At 70.2% G+C, this 15,091-nt stretch carries 13 protein-coding genes; 5 read left to right on the forward strand and 8 right to left on the reverse strand.

Going from position 1 to position 15,091, the window contains the following annotated elements:
• Positions 1–30 precede the first annotated feature (30 nt).
• Positions 31–2,418, reverse strand: coding sequence for a hypothetical protein (locus ACFY2Q_RS03620; protein WP_387127198.1), 2,388 nt, complete (start codon positions 2,416–2,418; stop codon positions 31–33).
• The gene (locus ACFY2Q_RS03625) at positions 2,415–3,206 is read right to left on the reverse strand and encodes a deoxyribonuclease IV (protein ID WP_387127200.1); all 792 of its coding nucleotides are present in this window, start codon (positions 3,204–3,206) and stop codon (positions 2,415–2,417) included. Before ACFY2Q_RS03625 ends, ACFY2Q_RS03620 begins: the two co-directional genes overlap by 4 nt.
• A gap of 627 nt (positions 3,207–3,833) precedes the next feature.
• Here ACFY2Q_RS03625 and rpsF point away from each other — a divergent pair.
• The 4 genes from rpsF (at position 3,834) to rplI (ending at position 5,482) form a co-directional block, all read left to right on the forward strand.
• Positions 3,834–4,124 (forward strand): 30S ribosomal protein S6, encoded by a 291-nt coding sequence (gene rpsF, locus ACFY2Q_RS03630; RefSeq protein WP_036391391.1) that lies wholly within the window; start codon positions 3,834–3,836, stop codon positions 4,122–4,124.
• 82 nt (positions 4,125–4,206) lie between these two features.
• A complete protein-coding gene (locus tag ACFY2Q_RS03635; RefSeq protein WP_387127202.1) occupies positions 4,207–4,740 on the forward strand; it encodes a single-stranded DNA-binding protein in 534 nt (177 codons plus the stop codon).
• Complete coding sequence (rpsR, locus tag ACFY2Q_RS03640; RefSeq protein ID WP_051723758.1) at positions 4,740–5,021, forward strand: 30S ribosomal protein S18; 282 nt, start codon at positions 4,740–4,742, stop codon at positions 5,019–5,021. The genes ACFY2Q_RS03635 and rpsR overlap by 1 nt, the downstream gene beginning before the upstream one ends.
• Before the next feature lie 14 nt (positions 5,022–5,035).
• On the forward strand, positions 5,036–5,482 hold the full coding sequence (rplI, locus tag ACFY2Q_RS03645) for a 50S ribosomal protein L9 (RefSeq protein WP_357003118.1): 447 nt from the start codon (positions 5,036–5,038) through the stop codon (positions 5,480–5,482).
• An 82-nt stretch (positions 5,483–5,564) separates the two neighbouring features.
• Here rplI and ACFY2Q_RS03650 read toward each other — a convergent pair whose 3' ends face one another.
• Positions 5,565–7,094, reverse strand: a complete 1,530-nt coding sequence (locus ACFY2Q_RS03650) for a hypothetical protein (protein WP_387127204.1) — start codon at positions 7,092–7,094, stop codon at positions 5,565–5,567.
• Between the two features lie 399 nt (positions 7,095–7,493).
• On the opposite strand from ACFY2Q_RS03650, the gene dnaB reads away from it, so the two are divergent.
• Entirely contained in the window at positions 7,494–8,897 is a 1,404-nt protein-coding gene (dnaB, locus tag ACFY2Q_RS03655; RefSeq protein WP_387127206.1) for a replicative DNA helicase, read from the forward strand.
• A 24-nt stretch (positions 8,898–8,921) separates the two neighbouring features.
• Here dnaB and ACFY2Q_RS03660 read toward each other — a convergent pair whose 3' ends face one another.
• From ACFY2Q_RS03660 to ACFY2Q_RS03680, 5 genes are all read right to left on the reverse strand, one after another.
• Positions 8,922–9,599, reverse strand: a complete 678-nt coding sequence (locus tag ACFY2Q_RS03660) for a maleylpyruvate isomerase N-terminal domain-containing protein (RefSeq protein ID WP_387127208.1) — start codon at positions 9,597–9,599, stop codon at positions 8,922–8,924.
• 105 nt (positions 9,600–9,704) lie between these two features.
• On the reverse strand, positions 9,705–10,076 hold the full coding sequence (locus tag ACFY2Q_RS03665; protein WP_387127210.1) for a zf-TFIIB domain-containing protein: 372 nt from the start codon (positions 10,074–10,076) through the stop codon (positions 9,705–9,707).
• 19 nt (positions 10,077–10,095) lie between these two features.
• Positions 10,096–10,728, reverse strand: coding sequence for a phosphoribosyltransferase (locus ACFY2Q_RS03670; protein WP_387127212.1), 633 nt, complete (start codon positions 10,726–10,728; stop codon positions 10,096–10,098).
• A gap of 41 nt (positions 10,729–10,769) precedes the next feature.
• Positions 10,770–12,104, reverse strand: a complete 1,335-nt coding sequence (locus tag ACFY2Q_RS03675) for a glycosyltransferase family 87 protein (protein WP_387127214.1) — start codon at positions 12,102–12,104, stop codon at positions 10,770–10,772.
• A gap of 81 nt (positions 12,105–12,185) precedes the next feature.
• Positions 12,186–14,711 carry a putative bifunctional diguanylate cyclase/phosphodiesterase gene (locus tag ACFY2Q_RS03680; RefSeq protein WP_387127216.1) on the reverse strand — a complete coding sequence of 842 codons (2,526 nt, stop codon included), beginning with the start codon at positions 14,709–14,711 and terminating at the stop codon, positions 12,186–12,188.
• Between the last annotated feature and the right edge of the window lie 380 nt (positions 14,712–15,091).

The following is a 15,091-nucleotide window of genomic DNA, read 5'->3' on the forward strand; positions in this document are numbered from 1 at the left end:
CCCCCACAAACCCCGCCGTCGGGACAAGCGTCAGAGCCGGTACACCACGGCGTCACCGACCTCCTGACGGGTGATGTCGAGCGACTCGACGGGTGCGTCGATGGTGATCTCCCACGGCGTACCCGCCACCTGACCACGCAGCAGCACCACCGTGCGGACGCCCAACGTCCGCAGGTAGTCGACGCTTGTCTGGTTCGGGAAGGACTGGCTCACGCGGCGGACTTCGTCGAGCTGGCGGGGCGTGAAGCCGCTGCCACCGTTCACCACGTCGGGGAACCCGCTTGTCGACCAGAGCATCACGTGCTGGTCGAGGCTCTGGTTGCTGGGCAGCACCAGCAGTGGCCCCTCGGCCGTGCGCATCGCCGCCGGCTGGGTCGGCACCACCGGATGCGGAGTGCTGTTCAGGCCCTCGACGGCGACCAGCAGCAGCGGCAACAGGGTGGCCAGCCGCAGCCACGGCCCCGGCCACGACGGGATCCGCTGCGCGGCCACATCGCGGACCCGGTCGGTGAGGGCGGTGACCGCGCCCGCCGCGAGCAGCGCCAGCAGCAACGTGGTCCAGAGCATCAACCGACCCGGGGTACGCAGGGCGTTCCAGCCCGGCGCGTGCTCGAACAGCAGCCCGTAGGTGAAAGTGCCGTCGAAGAAACGGGTGCCCATCGCGAAGACCATCGTCACAAGCACCCCGGCGAGCAGCAGCAACCGTTGCCGCAGCCGCCAGACCGAGAAGAACAGGCCGCCGGCGGCCAGCGCGTACAGCACGAAGCCCGGCAGCAGCGTCATCTCCGCATGCCACGGCAGAGCCGCGCGGGCGCCCTCGTGCAACCCACCCCAGACCCACGACTCGGCGGGCGCGGTCACGAAACCCGACGCCGGCGGCGAGTACATGCGAATGTCGTCGATCGAACGTTCGGCGTACGGGTGCAGCTCGGTCACCATGAAGTACGGGTACGCCATCAGCAGACCCACGCCGGCGAAGAACACGCCGCCGACCACGTCGGCGACGAACAGCCGGCGACCGAACGGCACGGGCTGACCAGTCCGGAGCCGCCGCACGAGGAACAGGACGGCAGTGACCACCACCGCGCCGGCCAGGAAGTACGCGAACGGCAGGCCGATACCGAAGCCGAGGCTGATCTGCCAGGCCGCCACCAGCCAACCGGCGTAGACCCAACCATCGTGTCGCCGTTCCGGCCGGTAGCCGTACCGCAGCGACCAGCCGTGCCCGCGCGCCAGCATCGCCAGGGCAAGCGGGATGCCACCGTTGGACAGCACGTGCAGGTGCCCCGCCTGGGCCAGCAACCACGGCGCGTAGGCGTAGGCGACCCCCGCGACGGCCGCGCCGATCCGGCCCGAGCCCATTTGCCGGGCCAGCGCGTACGCCCCGAACGTCGCGAGCGCGTGCGCCAACACGAACATGATGTTGTAGCGCAGCACCGCGTCCTCGGGCCCGCTCCCGAGCATCCCGGCCGGGGCGTAACCGAGCAGCGTGTCGGAGAACGCGAAGCTCCACAGCTCGGGGAAGAAGGTGTTGGACTGCCACAGCCGCGCCGGCTCGGTCAGCAGGATGTGCCCGGACCACGCCATCTGCCAGGCCTGCAGGCTCGGATCCCAGTAGTCCTGGGGAAGCGTGTAGCGCGGATAGCGCAGCGTCGGCCAGGTCATCAGCGCGGCCAGCGCCAGCACCGCCAGGCTGGCCAGGGTCCACTCGTGGACCAGGAACCGGCCGACCGACCGGCCGACCGCGCGAAGGGCCCGGCTGAACCGGTTGGGCACCGGCTCCGGCGCGGAGGCGAACGCGACCCACCGCTCGGCTTCCGGCTTCACCTTGCCGTCGGCCTTGTCCTGACCGTCGGCGTCGCCCGCCTTCTCACTCGCGTCCGTCTTGGCTGCGTCCGTCTTGGTCGCGTCGGTGTTGGCTGCGTCGGTCTTGGCCGCGTCCGTCTTGGCTGCGTCGGTCTTGGTCGCGTCGGTGTTGGCTGCGTCCGTCTTGGCTGCGTCGGTCTTGATGGCGTTCTTGTTGCTCGCGTCCTTGTCGGCCGTGGCCTTCTCGGCTTTGCCCTTGTCGGAGGACGCGCCGCCCTCGGCCGTGTCGTCCTCGGTCGCGCGGTCTTTCCCGGCGCCGTTCCTCGCGGTCTCGTTCTTCGCCGTGTCGTCCTCGGTCTTGCCGCTGCTGGGCGCGCTGCTCTTCGCCGTGTCGGCCTTGGCCTTGCCGCTGTTGGCCTTACTGCTCTTGGGCGTGGCGTCCCTGGTCTTGCCGCTCTTGGCCGCGCCGCTCTGGGGTGCGCCGCTCTTGGCCGCGCTGCTCTGGGGTGTGCTGCTCTTGGGCGTGGCGTCCTTGGGCGTGGCGTCCTTCGCCGGACCGTCGTCGGCGGCGCTGTCCGTGGCGTTCCCGGCCCCGTGCTGTCCGGTCGTCATGCTGGCGGGCGCTCCGCTCCGACCTGCTGGCGGAGGAAGTCGATATCGGCGGCCTGACCGGCCACGCCGCCCGGGGTCTCGACGACCACCGGCGCCCCGGCGGCGCGGATCACCGCCACGACCAACTCCGGGTCGATCGTCCCGCCGCCCAGGTTGTCGTGCCTGTCCTGGCCGGAGTTGAACGCGCCCTTGGAGTTGTTGGCGTGCACCAGATCAATGCGCCCGGTGATTGCCTTGACCCGGTCGACCAGCCCGAGCAGCTCCTCGCCGCCGGCGTGCGCGTGGCAGGTGTCCAGGCAGAAGCCGACCTCGTGGTCGCCGATGGCGTCCCAGAGCCGGGCGAGCGCGTCCAACCGGCGGGCGCACGCGTTGTCACCTCCGGCGGTGTTCTCGATCAGGACCGGCACACCGAAGCCGCCGGAGTCTGCCGCGTACGCGAATGTCTTGCGCCAGTTGTCGAAGCCGACCGCCAGGTCGTCACCGGCGTTGACGTGCCCACCGTGGACGATCAGGCCCTTGGCACCGATCGCGGCGGCGGCTGTCGCGTGGCCGAGCAGCAGCTTGCGACTGGGGATCCGGATGCGGTTGTTGAGGGTTGCCACGTTGATGACGTACGGCGCGTGCACGTAGAGGTCGACCTCGGCCGCGCGTAGCCGCTCAGCGTCCTCCCGCGGCTTGGGCGCCTTCCACCCCTGCGGGTCGGAGAGGAAGAACTGCACGGTGTCGGCGGACCGGGCTGATGCCTCCGCCAGCGGGTCGGCCGAATCGACGTGGGCTCCGATACGCATGGGAGCGAGCCTACGTCGCGCCCCCGACGGGCGCGGTGACGGCCGGTGCGGTGTCGTCGCCCGTCGCGTCACCGGCCGAACCGGCGATCGTTGATGGAGTGAAACCGGCGATCAGCGTCGATACCGCAGGCGGCGTGAGCGCCGCGTACGACCGCCGGATCGTCAGCGAGGTCACCCCCGTCTCGCGGCCCGGCGGGGCGGGGGCGGCCCTTCGAGACACCAGACGTACGCCGATGAAGAATCTCGGATAATTGTGCTATTTCCCCCGACAAGGGACGAGAGCCGTTGTATCGTCAGGTAACAACACGATAAAGCTCCGCGGGGCGTCTTCGGTCCAACCTCATCGGTGTGGTCGTTCCTCCCCAGGTCCCACCCAAGGAATGCGGACGGGACGCTCCGCGGCCTCGTTGACGGGGGCTCGCCACCGACCAGTGATGGTCGGCCGGCGGCCCCCGTCAACGCGTTCCGGGCGCTGGCCCGACCACCCCTGACTTGATCGTCTGGACCGGGTATCCTGGTCAGGTTGTCCGCGTCCGGCCGGGATCCCCCGGCACGTGCGGGCGGCGACACAAGACCTCCTGCCACGGAAGGACCGTGGCCGCTTAGCCCACAGGAGGTGAGCACGTCTTGCGTCACTACGAACTAATGGTCATCCTCGACTCCAGCCTCGAGGAGCGCACCGTCGCACCGTCGCTCGACACGTACCTGAACGTGATTCGGACCGCGGGTGGCTCGGTTGAGAAGACCGACGTGTGGGGCCGCAGGCGCCTCGCGTACGAGATCAACAAAAAGGCCGAGGGCATCTACGCCGTCATCGACCTGCAGGCCACGCCTGCTGCGGTGGCCGAGCTGGACCGTCAACTCCGGCTCAACGAGTCCGTGCTGCGCACCAAGGTCATCCGACCGGAAATGCGCTAAGCCTTCAAACCCCCCGGTTCGTCCGGATCAGCCTCCGCGACTCTGTCGTACGGCTCTGCGAGCCTGTACGACGAGACGCTGAGTGCGCGAGGAGATGGTCATGGCAGGAGACACCACCATCACGGTCATCGGCAATCTGACCGATGACCCCGAGTTGCGGTTCACCCCCTCCGGGGCTGCGGTCGCCAAGTTCCGAGTCGCTTCGACGCCCCGTTTCATGGACAAGGCGACGAACGAATGGAAGGACGGCGAGCCGCTGTTCCTCGCATGCACCGTGTGGCGGCAGGCCGCCGAGCACGTCGCCGAGTCGCTGCAGCGTGGCGCCCGGGTGATCGTGTCGGGCCGGCTGCGTCAGCGGTCGTACGAGACCCGCGAGGGTGAGAAGCGCACTGTCATCGAGCTTGAGGTCGACGAGATCGGCCCGTCGCTGCGCTACGCCACGGCGAAGGTGCAGAAGATGTCCCGCTCCGGCGGTGGCGGTGGCGGCTTCGGTGGCGGTGGTGGTGGCAACCAGGGTGGCGGCGGAGGCAACTTCGACGACCCCTGGGCTTCGGCCGCTCCCTCTCCCGCGCGTGCCGGTTCGGGCGCCAATTTTGACGAGGAGCCACCGTTCTAATGGCGCCTAGCGCTCGCGATCGCAAACCAGGAGCACGTGCAACGGCCAAGGCTGCGGCACTGCGCAAGCCGAAGAAGAAGGTGAACCCGCTCGACAAGGACGGGATCGCCTACATCGATTACAAGGACACCGCGCTGCTGCGCAAGTTCATCTCCGATCGCGGCAAGATCCGCGCTCGTCGGGTGACCGGCGTGACCTCGCAGCAGCAGCGTCAGATCGCCCGTGCGGTCAAGAACGCCCGTGAGATGGCGCTCCTGCCCTACACGGCCACCACCCGCTGAGAGGAGGCACCGATATGAAGATCATCCTGACTCAGGAAGTGTCCGGCCTCGGTGCCCCGGGCGACATCGTTGAGGTCAAGGACGGCTTCGGCCGTAACTACCTGCTGCCGCAGGGCTTCGCGATCGCCTGGACCAAGGGCGCGGAAAAGCAGGTCACGGTCATCAAGCGGGCCCGTGGGGCCCGCGAGATCCGCGACCTCGACCACGCGAACGAGGTCAAGGGTCAGCTCGAGGGCCTCAAGGTCAACCTGAAGGCCCGCGCCGGTGACGGCGGGCGGCTCTTCGGCTCGGTCACCCCGGCCGAGATCGTCGACGCCGTCAAGGGCGCTGGCGGTCCGGTCCTCGACCGGCGCCGGCTGGAGGTTCCCGGTCACATCAAGTCGACCGGCACCTACCCGGTGAAGATCAAGCTGCACCCCGAGGTCACCGCGTCGTTCAACCTGAACGTCGTTCAGGGCTGACGGCCAGCAATACCACCACCAGGGCCCGCACCGAGCGATCGGTGCGGGCCCTGGTGCGTTCGATTACCTCGCCGGCGCCGCGTCAGCCGATCGGCTGACCGGTCACCGCGCTGATCATCACGGTGGAGAGGCCGCCGCCGACCACAGCGGCGGCGAGCGCGATGGTGGCCGACCGCCACGTCGTACCGACCCGCCGCAGCAGCGCCGCCACCACCAGACTGCTCACCAACGCCAACCCGAAGCGTGGCGAGCCGGCGAGCAACGACTCCAACGCCCGCGACCGGGCCGAGTCGCACCCACCCCCGCTGATGTCGGTGACACAACCCGCAGGTGCCTGGCCGTCAAGCGTCAACAGCCAGACGAAGATCAGCACCGCCGGCACCAGATAACAGGCGGCGGTGTAGAGCAGCGGTCGAAAAGACCCACCCGGATCCGGGTCGAGCAGGTCGTCTTCCAGGCGCCGCGCCCAGCCACCCGACGCCACCGCCTCGACCCGTCGGCGCACCGACGCCGTGCCGACCGGCGACTGGGCCGCCCGGCGTCGCGGCACATCACCAGACGGTACGGGCGCGCTACGCGGCCGCGGAGCGGTGTAACCCACAACCGGCGACCGGGGCGCCGACGTCGACGGATCCGTCCAACGCGGATCGTCGCCGGACAACCGGGTCCCGGACCAGAACCCGTTGTCCCGACTGGGCCACCCCTCGCCCAAGGACCGCTTGGAGCGAGGTGGCAGTGTCCGGTCCCACTGGTCGTCCTCGACCGCCGACCGCTCCCACTGACCGGTGTGGTCCGACCGCTCCCAGCCACCGATGCTCTCCGCCTGCGACCACTGCTCGCTCAGGTCCGTGCCGTCCGCCCCGGCTGGCGGCCATGCGTGCACGCCCGAGGCGTCCCACGGGTCCACCGGCGGGGCGTACGACGGGTCGGGCTCCGCCACCCGCTCCGAGCCGCCGTCCCATGGGTCGACCGCCGGACGCGTCCAGGACTCCTCCGCCGCTCGGCGGCTGCGCCGGGTCGACCGGCGCACCTCCGAACCCGGCGCCGGATCGGCCGGGGCGGCCTCCAGGTCCCCACCGGACCAGGTCACCTGGGGACGACCGGCGGGCGCACGGCGGGGACGGCGGTCCGGGACCGCGCCGGAGACCGGCTCATCCTCTGCCGAGTCCGCGCGCCGACGGCCCGCGTACCCCTGCTCCTGTGGGCGGTCGAGTGTCCACTCCCGGGTGTGGTCCGAATCGGGACCCGCACCGATCGCCGGCTGCTCCCGCCAACTGGTCTCGATGGCCCGGCGCCGGGTGCTCGTCGGCTCGGGGCTTCGCCAGCCAGCGCCGGAACCGGGCCGCTCAGGCTCGGCGTCCTCGTCCGGCGCGGCATGGCGGCCACCGCCGTCGGCGTGCCGAACCCCCGACTCCAGCGCCCACCGAGGCAGGTAGGCGTCGACCGGCTCGTCCTGCCCCCGCTCCAAGGCGCGACGCCGACTGGAGGTGCGATAGCGCGCATCCTCGTCGTACCTGTCGACCGGGGAGGGCGGCATGGGCTCACCCCACGGGGCGGTCGGCTGGCGCTCGCGCGGGCTGCCCTCCCCGCGCTCCCAGTCCCGGTAACTCACGGCCGGAGTGTGACCCTTCTGAACCCAAAGCGTAATCCGCTGTCCAGGTGTAGCCGTTCGCTGGAGATAGTACGGGACGATCGTGGCGCAGGCCCGACCAAAAATTTCTCCTCCACAGGCTGGGGACTGTATATCCGCAGGTCAGAGGCTTGCGGCCGAGAATTCCCCAACGGTTATCCACACCCTGTGCACACGCTGCGCACATGCTCGTCCACCGGCGTCCACAGGTTGTCCCGAGGCTCGTCCACCGGCCTTGTTGAGTGGCTGACCTCGGGGTCCGTATGGTTGGCCCTCGACCGCCGGCACGATGGCCCCCGATCGACCGGCCTGGTCGGAGGGAAGTGTCGTACCCCGGCGGTAAAGCTGGGATCGGATACCGGCGCAGTGGAGGGGGGACCCGTGTCGGTCACCGACGACATGCGGGCGGAGTCACGCTCCGGCGGCGGCCAACCGCCCGTGCAGCGGGACGGCCAGTTCGACAAGACCCCACCCCAGGATGTAGCCGCCGAGCAATGCGTCCTCGGCGGCATGCTGCTGTCCAAGGACGCGATCGCCGACGTCGTCGAGATCCTCAAGACCAACGACTTCTACCGGCCGGTCCACGCCACCATCTTCGACACCATCCTTGACATCTACGGTCGGGGCGAGCCGGCCGACCCGATCACAGTGGCCGCCGCCCTTACCGACTCGGGCGACCTGGCCCGCATCGGCGGCGCCCCCTACCTGCACACCCTCATCGCCAGCGTGCCCACCGCCGCGAACGCCTCCTACTACGCCCGGATCGTCAGCGAGCGGGCGGTGCTGCGCCGGCTGGTCGAGGCCGGCACCAAGATCGTGCAGCTCGGGTACGGGACGGCAAGCGGTGGCAGCCGCGACGTCGACGACGTCGTTGACCTTGCCCAGCAGGCCGTCTACGACGTCACCGAACGCCGGGTCAGCGAGGACTTCGCGATCCTGGCCGACATGTTGCAGCCGACGCTCGACGAGATCGAGGCGGTGGGTGCGCAGGGCGGCATGATGACCGGCGTGCCGACCGGCTTCTCCGACCTGGACCGGCTGCTCAACGGCCTTCACGCTGGGCAATTGATCATCGTGGCAGGCAGGCCTGGTTTGGGTAAATCGACCGCTAGTATGGACTTTGCCCGACATGCCGCTATTAGGGCAAACCAGGCGGCCGCCATCTTCTCGCTCGAAATGAGCAAGGTCGAGATCGTCATGCGACTGCTCTCGGCTGAGGCGCGGGTGCCGCTGCACGTGCTGCGCAGCGGGCAACTCTCCGACGACGACTGGACCAAGCTGGCCCGGTGCATGGGCGAGATCAGCGAGGCGCCGCTCTTCGTCGACGACACGCCGAGCATGAACCTCATGGAGATCCGGGCCAAGGCCCGCCGCCTCAAGCAGCGGCACGACCTCAAGATGATCGTGGTCGACTATCTCCAGCTGATGACGTCTCCGAAGCGCACCGAGAGCCGGCAGCAGGAGGTCGCCGACCTCTCCCGTGGCCTCAAGCTGCTGGCCAAGGAGGTCGAGTGCCCGGTCATCGCGGTCAGCCAGCTCAACCGTGGCCCCGAGCAGCGCACCGACAAGCGCCCACAGTTGTCCGATTTGCGAGAATCTGGATCAATTGAGCAAGATGCTGACGTTGTCATCCTTCTGCACCGCGACGACTACTACGACAAGGAGTCACCGCGGGCGGGCGAGGCGGATTTCATCGTCGCCAAGCATCGAAACGGGCCAACCGACACGGTGACCGTCGCTGCTCAGTTGCACCTGTCCCGCTTCGTGGACATGGCCATCGGCTGAGAGGCCTGACAACCGCCACGCCGATCAGCCGAGCAGCGGGAACCAGCCCGCCGACTCGCCCAACTCCAGCCGGTCCCGTTCGCTGAGCGGAAGCCTCCCGGTGGCCTTCAGCAGGATCTCGTGGTCGTCCCAGGCGGTCGGGCGGACTGTGTCGTCGCTGAGCAGGCCGTCCATCGTGGCCACGGCGACGCGTACCGCCAAGGGGCCGGGCGGCGGTGCGTCGGGCAGGTCAGGTGTCAGGTCGAGGTGGTGGACGACGGCCTCGGTGGTGAGCGTCGCGAGGAAATCCGGTACGCGCAGCACGTGGCCCTGCGTGCGCACGTACCCGTCGGGATTGGTTGTGGCGGCGGCGCGGACCGCTGCCGGCGCGGTCTCCTCCCAGAGCCGGACGATTCCGGTCGGACTGTCGAACGCGGCGGCAGATCGCCGGACCCACCAGGCGTGCTGGGCGGCGTCAGCATTGTCGGCGGGAAAGTCACGCCAGTAGCTCACGTCGTCGGTGTCGGCGGGGCCGGCGGCGGGGCTGGCCAGCGTAACCAGGGCCCGCTGGGCGTCGCCGAGCAGGTGCAGGAGCAGGTCCGCGACGAGCCAGCCCCGGCAGCGGGTGGGTCGCTGCAGGGCCGCGTCGTCCAGGTCGCCGACCACGGCGGTGATGCCGTCGTACGCCTGCGCCAGCGCCTCGGCTGGCCGGATCGCGGTCATGCGATGCAGCCTCGCACGGACCGTGGCACCCGCCAACCATCGACGGGGTGGGTGGTGTGCCCGGGCCGACGCGTGGATCGGCCCGGGCGGGATGTCGGTCTGGGCTCAGCCGAACATCTCGTCGAGGAAACCCTTGCGCTTCTTGCGCTTGTAGTGCCCGTGGTAGCCCTGGTGCTGCTGGCCGTAGGCCGGTGCCGGCGGGTAGCCGGGCGGGGGCGGCGGTGGCACAGCGCCGTAGCCGGGCTGGTGCTGCGCCGGGGCGTGCGGCGGCGGGTAGCCACCGGGCTGCTGGGCGGGCGGCGCCGACGGACCGCCGGCTTGCTGGCGGCTCCAGTTGGCCTCCGCCTCGAACAGCTTCTCCAGCTCGCCGCGGTCGAGGAAGATGCCCCGGCACTCCCCGCACTGGTCGATGACGACACCGCTGCGCTCGTACTGACGCATTTCTCCGTGACACTTGGGACAGGTGAGGCTCATCACCAGACGGTACCCGGTCTTGCTATGCGGTTGCTGTGAGCGACTCGATCACCTCGTCGTCGGACACCTCGTGGAAGTCGTCGTAGTAGAGGCTCACCGCGCCGAAGTCCTGCGGGCGCTGAGCGCACACGACCTGGTCAGCCTCGGCGGCCAGCAGTTCGTACGCCTCCTGCGCGCCGACCGGCACCGCGACCACCACCCGGCGGGCGCCGAGCCGGCGGACGACCTCGACGGCGGCCCGCGCGGTCGCACCTGTGGCGAGCCCATCGTCGACGATCACCACGGTCCGGCCGGTGAGGTCCAGCGGTGCCCGGCCGCCCCGATAGAGCTGTTCCCGGCGTTCCAGCTCGACCAACTCACGGTGGTTGACCTCGGCGATGTCGTCGCTGCTGAGGCGCCCGGCCACCATGTCGTTGAGCACCTGCACACCGCCGGGGCCGACCGCTCCGAAGGCGACCTCCCGTGCCCAGGGCATGCCGAGCTTGCGGACGACGAGCACGTCCAGGGGCGCGCCGAGCCGTTCGGCGATCACCCGGGCCACGGGCACGCCGCCGCGGACCAGGCCGAGGACGACAACGTCCGGTTGGCCGATGAGTGCGGTGAGTCGGTCGGCGAGCACCCGGCCCGCCTCGGCGCGGTCGCGGTACGTGGTCATGCCTTCAGGTCTACGCCCTGCGGGGTCGTTCTGCCCGACGGTTACACCGATGTGGCCCGACCGGACAGCTGCTCGGGTGCCGGTGTGATCGGCACGGTGGGTGTCGGGCGGTGCAGTGCGGGTGCCCAGGTGAGCAGTGCCAGCGGGTACAGCAGGTAGCCGAACCGGGTGGAGGGCATCAGGGCGATCGCGGCGAGTAGCCCGTACCCGCAGATCAGCGCGGTGGCGACGGCGGTGCGGGGCGGTCGGCGGACGAGCCGGACGGCGATGGCCACGCCGGCCGCGATCAGCAGGGCGGTGGCGACCAGCCGGCCGGCGGGCAGTGCTGTGGCGATCAGGTAGCCGGGGAACGGGGACTGCGCGGGGCTGGTGACCAGGCCGTGGCCGAGGGGGAAGCGCAGCACGTTCTCGATGAGCGCGTCGCGGTCGACAAGCAGGGCCGGGAGCAGAGCGGCGACGGGCAGTCCGATCGCGCCGGCGGCGACCCGGAGGCCGGTCCGCCGGGTCAGACCCCAGACGATCAGGACGAGGGCGACCGGCCAGGCGAGCAACTTGAGCGCGCCGGCGAGCCCGACCGCGAGGCCGGCCTGGCCTGGCCGGTCGGCGGCGGCGAGCGCGAGGGCAAGGAGGCAGAGCGCGAGTACGGGCAGGTCGTCGCCGCCGGTGGCAAGGGTGAGCGCGCAGACTGGCAGCACGGTGGCGGCCTGCACGCCCCGCAGCAGCGCGGCACCCCGCCAGTTGTCCCCGACAGGACCGGTGGCGGGTGCCGTGCGCAGGGCGTTCACGGCCAGGGCGAGCGCCAGCGCGGTGCCCACCGCGAACCACACCCGGGCGTCGGTCCAGGGGGCGTCGACAAGCGCCCGGGGCAGGCCGAAGATCGCCATGCCGGGCTGGTAGGGGGTGTAACCGAGGAGTTGCTCGCCTGCTGGCAGGGCGGCGATCGCGTCGCGGCCGAGGTACGGGGTGCCGTGCTCCAGCAGGCGGATGCCTGCTTGCTCCACGACCAGCACCTCTTCCTGCGCCCGGTCGGTGCGCCCGCCGGACCGCTGGATGCTCTGCCAGACCACGGGCAGCAGCGCGGTGCTCACCCACGTGAAGGCGGTGATCGCCCAGCGGGCCGGCAGGCCGACCAGCCGGGATGTCGGGGTACGCCTGCGCAGGAGAAGTTGCACGACCACGGCCAGGGCCGCGACCAGGTATCCGACGGCGGCTACCGCACCCCAGGCCCGATGCGGCAGCAGGGTCGAGGTGACAGCCGTGATCGCCGCGAAGAGGGCCGAGGCGCCGTAGAGGCCGAGGTCAAGGGCGAGCCCGCCGGCGGCGTTGTCGAGCGTTCGCCAGCGACGGTGGCGGGCGGTCGGGGCGTCGGCGATCACGCGCGTCAGTCTGGCAGACCTCGCTGCTCACCCGGTTGTCCGCGTCGCCGTGGGCGGGCCCCCGCGAACACTGCCTGACCGTCAGGCGGGCAGGTGGGGAAGGTTGTCGGGGCGGGATCGGCCGCCCTGTCGGCGGGGCTGTGTCAGCCGGATCACCGCGCCGGTGTCGTGCAGCGGCGGTGCCAGGGCGCCGGGTCGGCCGCCGGAACCCCGTTGCAACGCGGCGAGCAGCGTGCCGGCGGGCATCGGCCGGGCGAACAGGTGGCCCTGGCCGGCGACGCAACCCAGCTCCCAGAGGGCGCGTCGCTGCGGTTCGCTCTCCACGCCCTCGGCGACCACGTCCAGGTGGAGGCTGCGGCCCAGGTCGAGGGTGGAGCGGATGACGGCGGCGGCCTCCGCCGAGCTCTCCATCGTCGTGACGAAGCTGCGGTCGATCTTCAACTCGTGCACGGGGATGCGGGAGAGCAGGGAGAGCGAGGAGTAGCCCGTGCCGAAGTCGTCAAGCGCCAGCCGGACACCCTCGTCGCGCAGCCGGCTCAACACCCGGTCCACCACGTCGAGTTGGCTGAGCGTCAACGTCTCGGTCAACTCCAGCACCAGCCGATCCGGTGGCAGGTCGTGGGCGCGCAGGCGGGCCAGCACCGAGCCCGGGAACCGCGCGTCGAGCAGGCTGCGCGGTGACACGTTCACCGCGACCGGGATGTCGAAGCCGGCGTCACGCCAGTTGCCCGCCGCGATAAGCGCCTGGTCGAGGATCGCCTCGGCGAACGCCGGCAACAGGCCCGAGCGCTCCACCGCCTCCAGGAAGCGCAGTGGATCGATCAGGCCGTGGGTGGGGTGATGCCAGCGGGCCAACGCCTCCGCGCTCGTCACCTCGCCGGTGCCCAGGTCGACGATCGGTTGGAAGTTGACGATGAACTCGTGGTCGGCGACGGCCCGTGGCAGGTCGCCGCCCAGGGTGAGGCGGCCCAGGTCGGCGGTGTCGCGGGTCGGGGCGTACGTGGAGATCCGCTGCCCGGCCCGCTTGGCCTGGTACATCGCCACGTCGGCGCGGCGCAGCAGCTCCGCCATGCCGCCGCTGGCTGGCGCGGCGGAGATCCCGCCGCTGGCCTCCACGCTGATGCGCATGCCGTCCAGCTCGAACGGCTCGTGCAACGCGGCGAGCAACGTCTCGGCCCGGTGCGCGGCGACCGCGGGGGCCGGCAGCCCGCGCAGGAGTACGGCGAACTCGTCGCCGCCGAGCCGCGCCACCAGGTCACTGCTCTGGGCGGCGCTGCGCAACCGGTCGGCGACCTGCACGAGCACCTGGTCGCCAGCGGCATGGCCGAGCGTGTCGTTGACCTCCTTGAAGTGGTTGAGGTCGATCAACACCAGCGCGGTCACCCCGTCCGCGTGCCGGGTGCTCAACTGCTCGGTGCCCTCGTCGAGGAGGTGCCGGCGGTTGGCCAGGCCGGTGAGCGCGTCGTGCGCGGCCGCGTACGCGTGCTCGTCGGCCACCCGGGCCAGTTCGGCGTACGCCTGGGCGTTGCGGACGGCGGTGCAGAGCGCCGAGGCGAAGGTGCGCAGCGTGTACTGCTCCCGCTCGGAGAGCCGCACCGGGCCGCGGAAGCGCAGTCGCAGCGTGCCGACGTCGACGGAGCGGTCATGGCCCTCCAACGGCGCGGGCACGACGGTGCCGTCCACGTCGGTGGGTGTGCCGGTCGGGCCGGCGACGGTGATGCCGCCGGTGCCACCCCGCACGGTGCGACAGCCGTCGCGCAGCTCGATCTCGACCTCGTCGGCCGAGAACAACTCGGCGGCCTGGGTGACGGCTGTGGTGAGGACGTTGTCCAGGTCGACCACGTTGAGCGCGTCGGTGGTGCGGGCGAGGCGCTGCCACGCCTGCTGTTCGGTGCGGCCCCTGATCCGCGCGGAGTAGGCCAGGTGCAGGCTCAGGACCAGGGGCGGGACGGCAAGCAGCAGACGAGGATCCGCTTGGAGGATGAGCAGGGTGAAGGCGGCCACCACGAATCGGACGGCATAGCCAGCGATGCGAAGGTCCAGGTTGTTTCGGAACTGCGATGTGATCTTGGAACCGGATGCCAGTGCGATCACGGGGATTGCCAAGGCCTCGTCAAGCAACGCGGCGAAGAGGTACGCGACCGCGAGGATCCCCACGAACTGCGGGGTATGTATGGCCGGCCAAGTCCAGTCGAGCAACGTGAAGGTCAGGCCTGCGCCAGCCGCAACAAGGATGTTCTTGCTAACCCCGAAGGCGAGTTTGATCGGTGGCAAACGAACCGACGCGACGGTGATGCCGATGCAGGTGCAGACGACCACCCACGGGATCGGGGCAATGGCAGCCGCGATGACAATCGCCGCCTCGCTCCAACTGATCAGGTGTACGGCCGAACGCACGCGCACGCGCGCCTTGACGAACGCCCCTACGGCGATCATGAACGTGAGCGTCACAATCGTCGGGCCGTCCGGCGCTGCGGCCTGCGGTGCTGAGGTGACGATCAGCCTCAGCGAAGCGAGCGCGACGACCCCGGCGGCAACGACGAGGAGACCGACGACCAGCCGGAGCCGTCGATCGGTCTCGCCCTCGTGCCGCTGTGAAGAGGTCATTCAACTCCCGGATGACCATGCCTGCTGTGTCCGAACCATACCTCTGCGTGACGCAGAAGTCCTGCGTCGATGTCAGCCCCACTCGTTTCCGCGCATTTCACCTGCTCCTTCCCTTTATGCGACCGCCCAAGTCGTGACGGCCGGACCTGTGGAAAGGAGCTTAAGTGGGGTAGGGCCTAGTTAGGTACGATAAATGTCGGTATCCTCAACATTAGCCAATTCGGTGCCGAATAGTGACATTCTGTTCGCACTTCAGTGCGGAGAGCGCCGGGATGCTCCCTGCCTGCAATGACTCCGTCGCGGAATGTTCCGACTCGTCGAGCCACGTCCATCAGTGTGGGCATTGAAGCACCGCACCTCATCCGCCGATTCGGTTAACC

It is taken from the genome of Micromonospora sp. NPDC000316 (assembly GCF_042898885.1).
GTDB lineage: Bacteria > Actinomycetota > Actinomycetes > Mycobacteriales > Micromonosporaceae > Micromonospora.

Coding starts and splice junctions, on each gene's coding strand:
- ACFY2Q_RS03670 (WP_387127212.1), bottom strand. CDS start 10,728: ATGACCACGTACCGCGACCGCGCCGAGGCGGGCCGGGTGCTCGCCGAC.
- ACFY2Q_RS03620 (WP_387127198.1), bottom strand. CDS start 2,418: ATGACGACCGGACAGCACGGGGCCGGGAACGCCACGGACAGCGCCGCC.
- rplI (WP_357003118.1), top strand. CDS start 5,036: ATGAAGATCATCCTGACTCAGGAAGTGTCCGGCCTCGGTGCCCCGGGC.
- ACFY2Q_RS03680 (WP_387127216.1), bottom strand. CDS start 14,711: ATGACCTCTTCACAGCGGCACGAGGGCGAGACCGATCGACGGCTCCGG.
- rpsR (WP_051723758.1), top strand. CDS start 4,740: ATGGCGCCTAGCGCTCGCGATCGCAAACCAGGAGCACGTGCAACGGCC.
- ACFY2Q_RS03625 (WP_387127200.1), bottom strand. CDS start 3,206: ATGCGTATCGGAGCCCACGTCGATTCGGCCGACCCGCTGGCGGAGGCA.
- ACFY2Q_RS03660 (WP_387127208.1), bottom strand. CDS start 9,599: ATGACCGCGATCCGGCCAGCCGAGGCGCTGGCGCAGGCGTACGACGGC.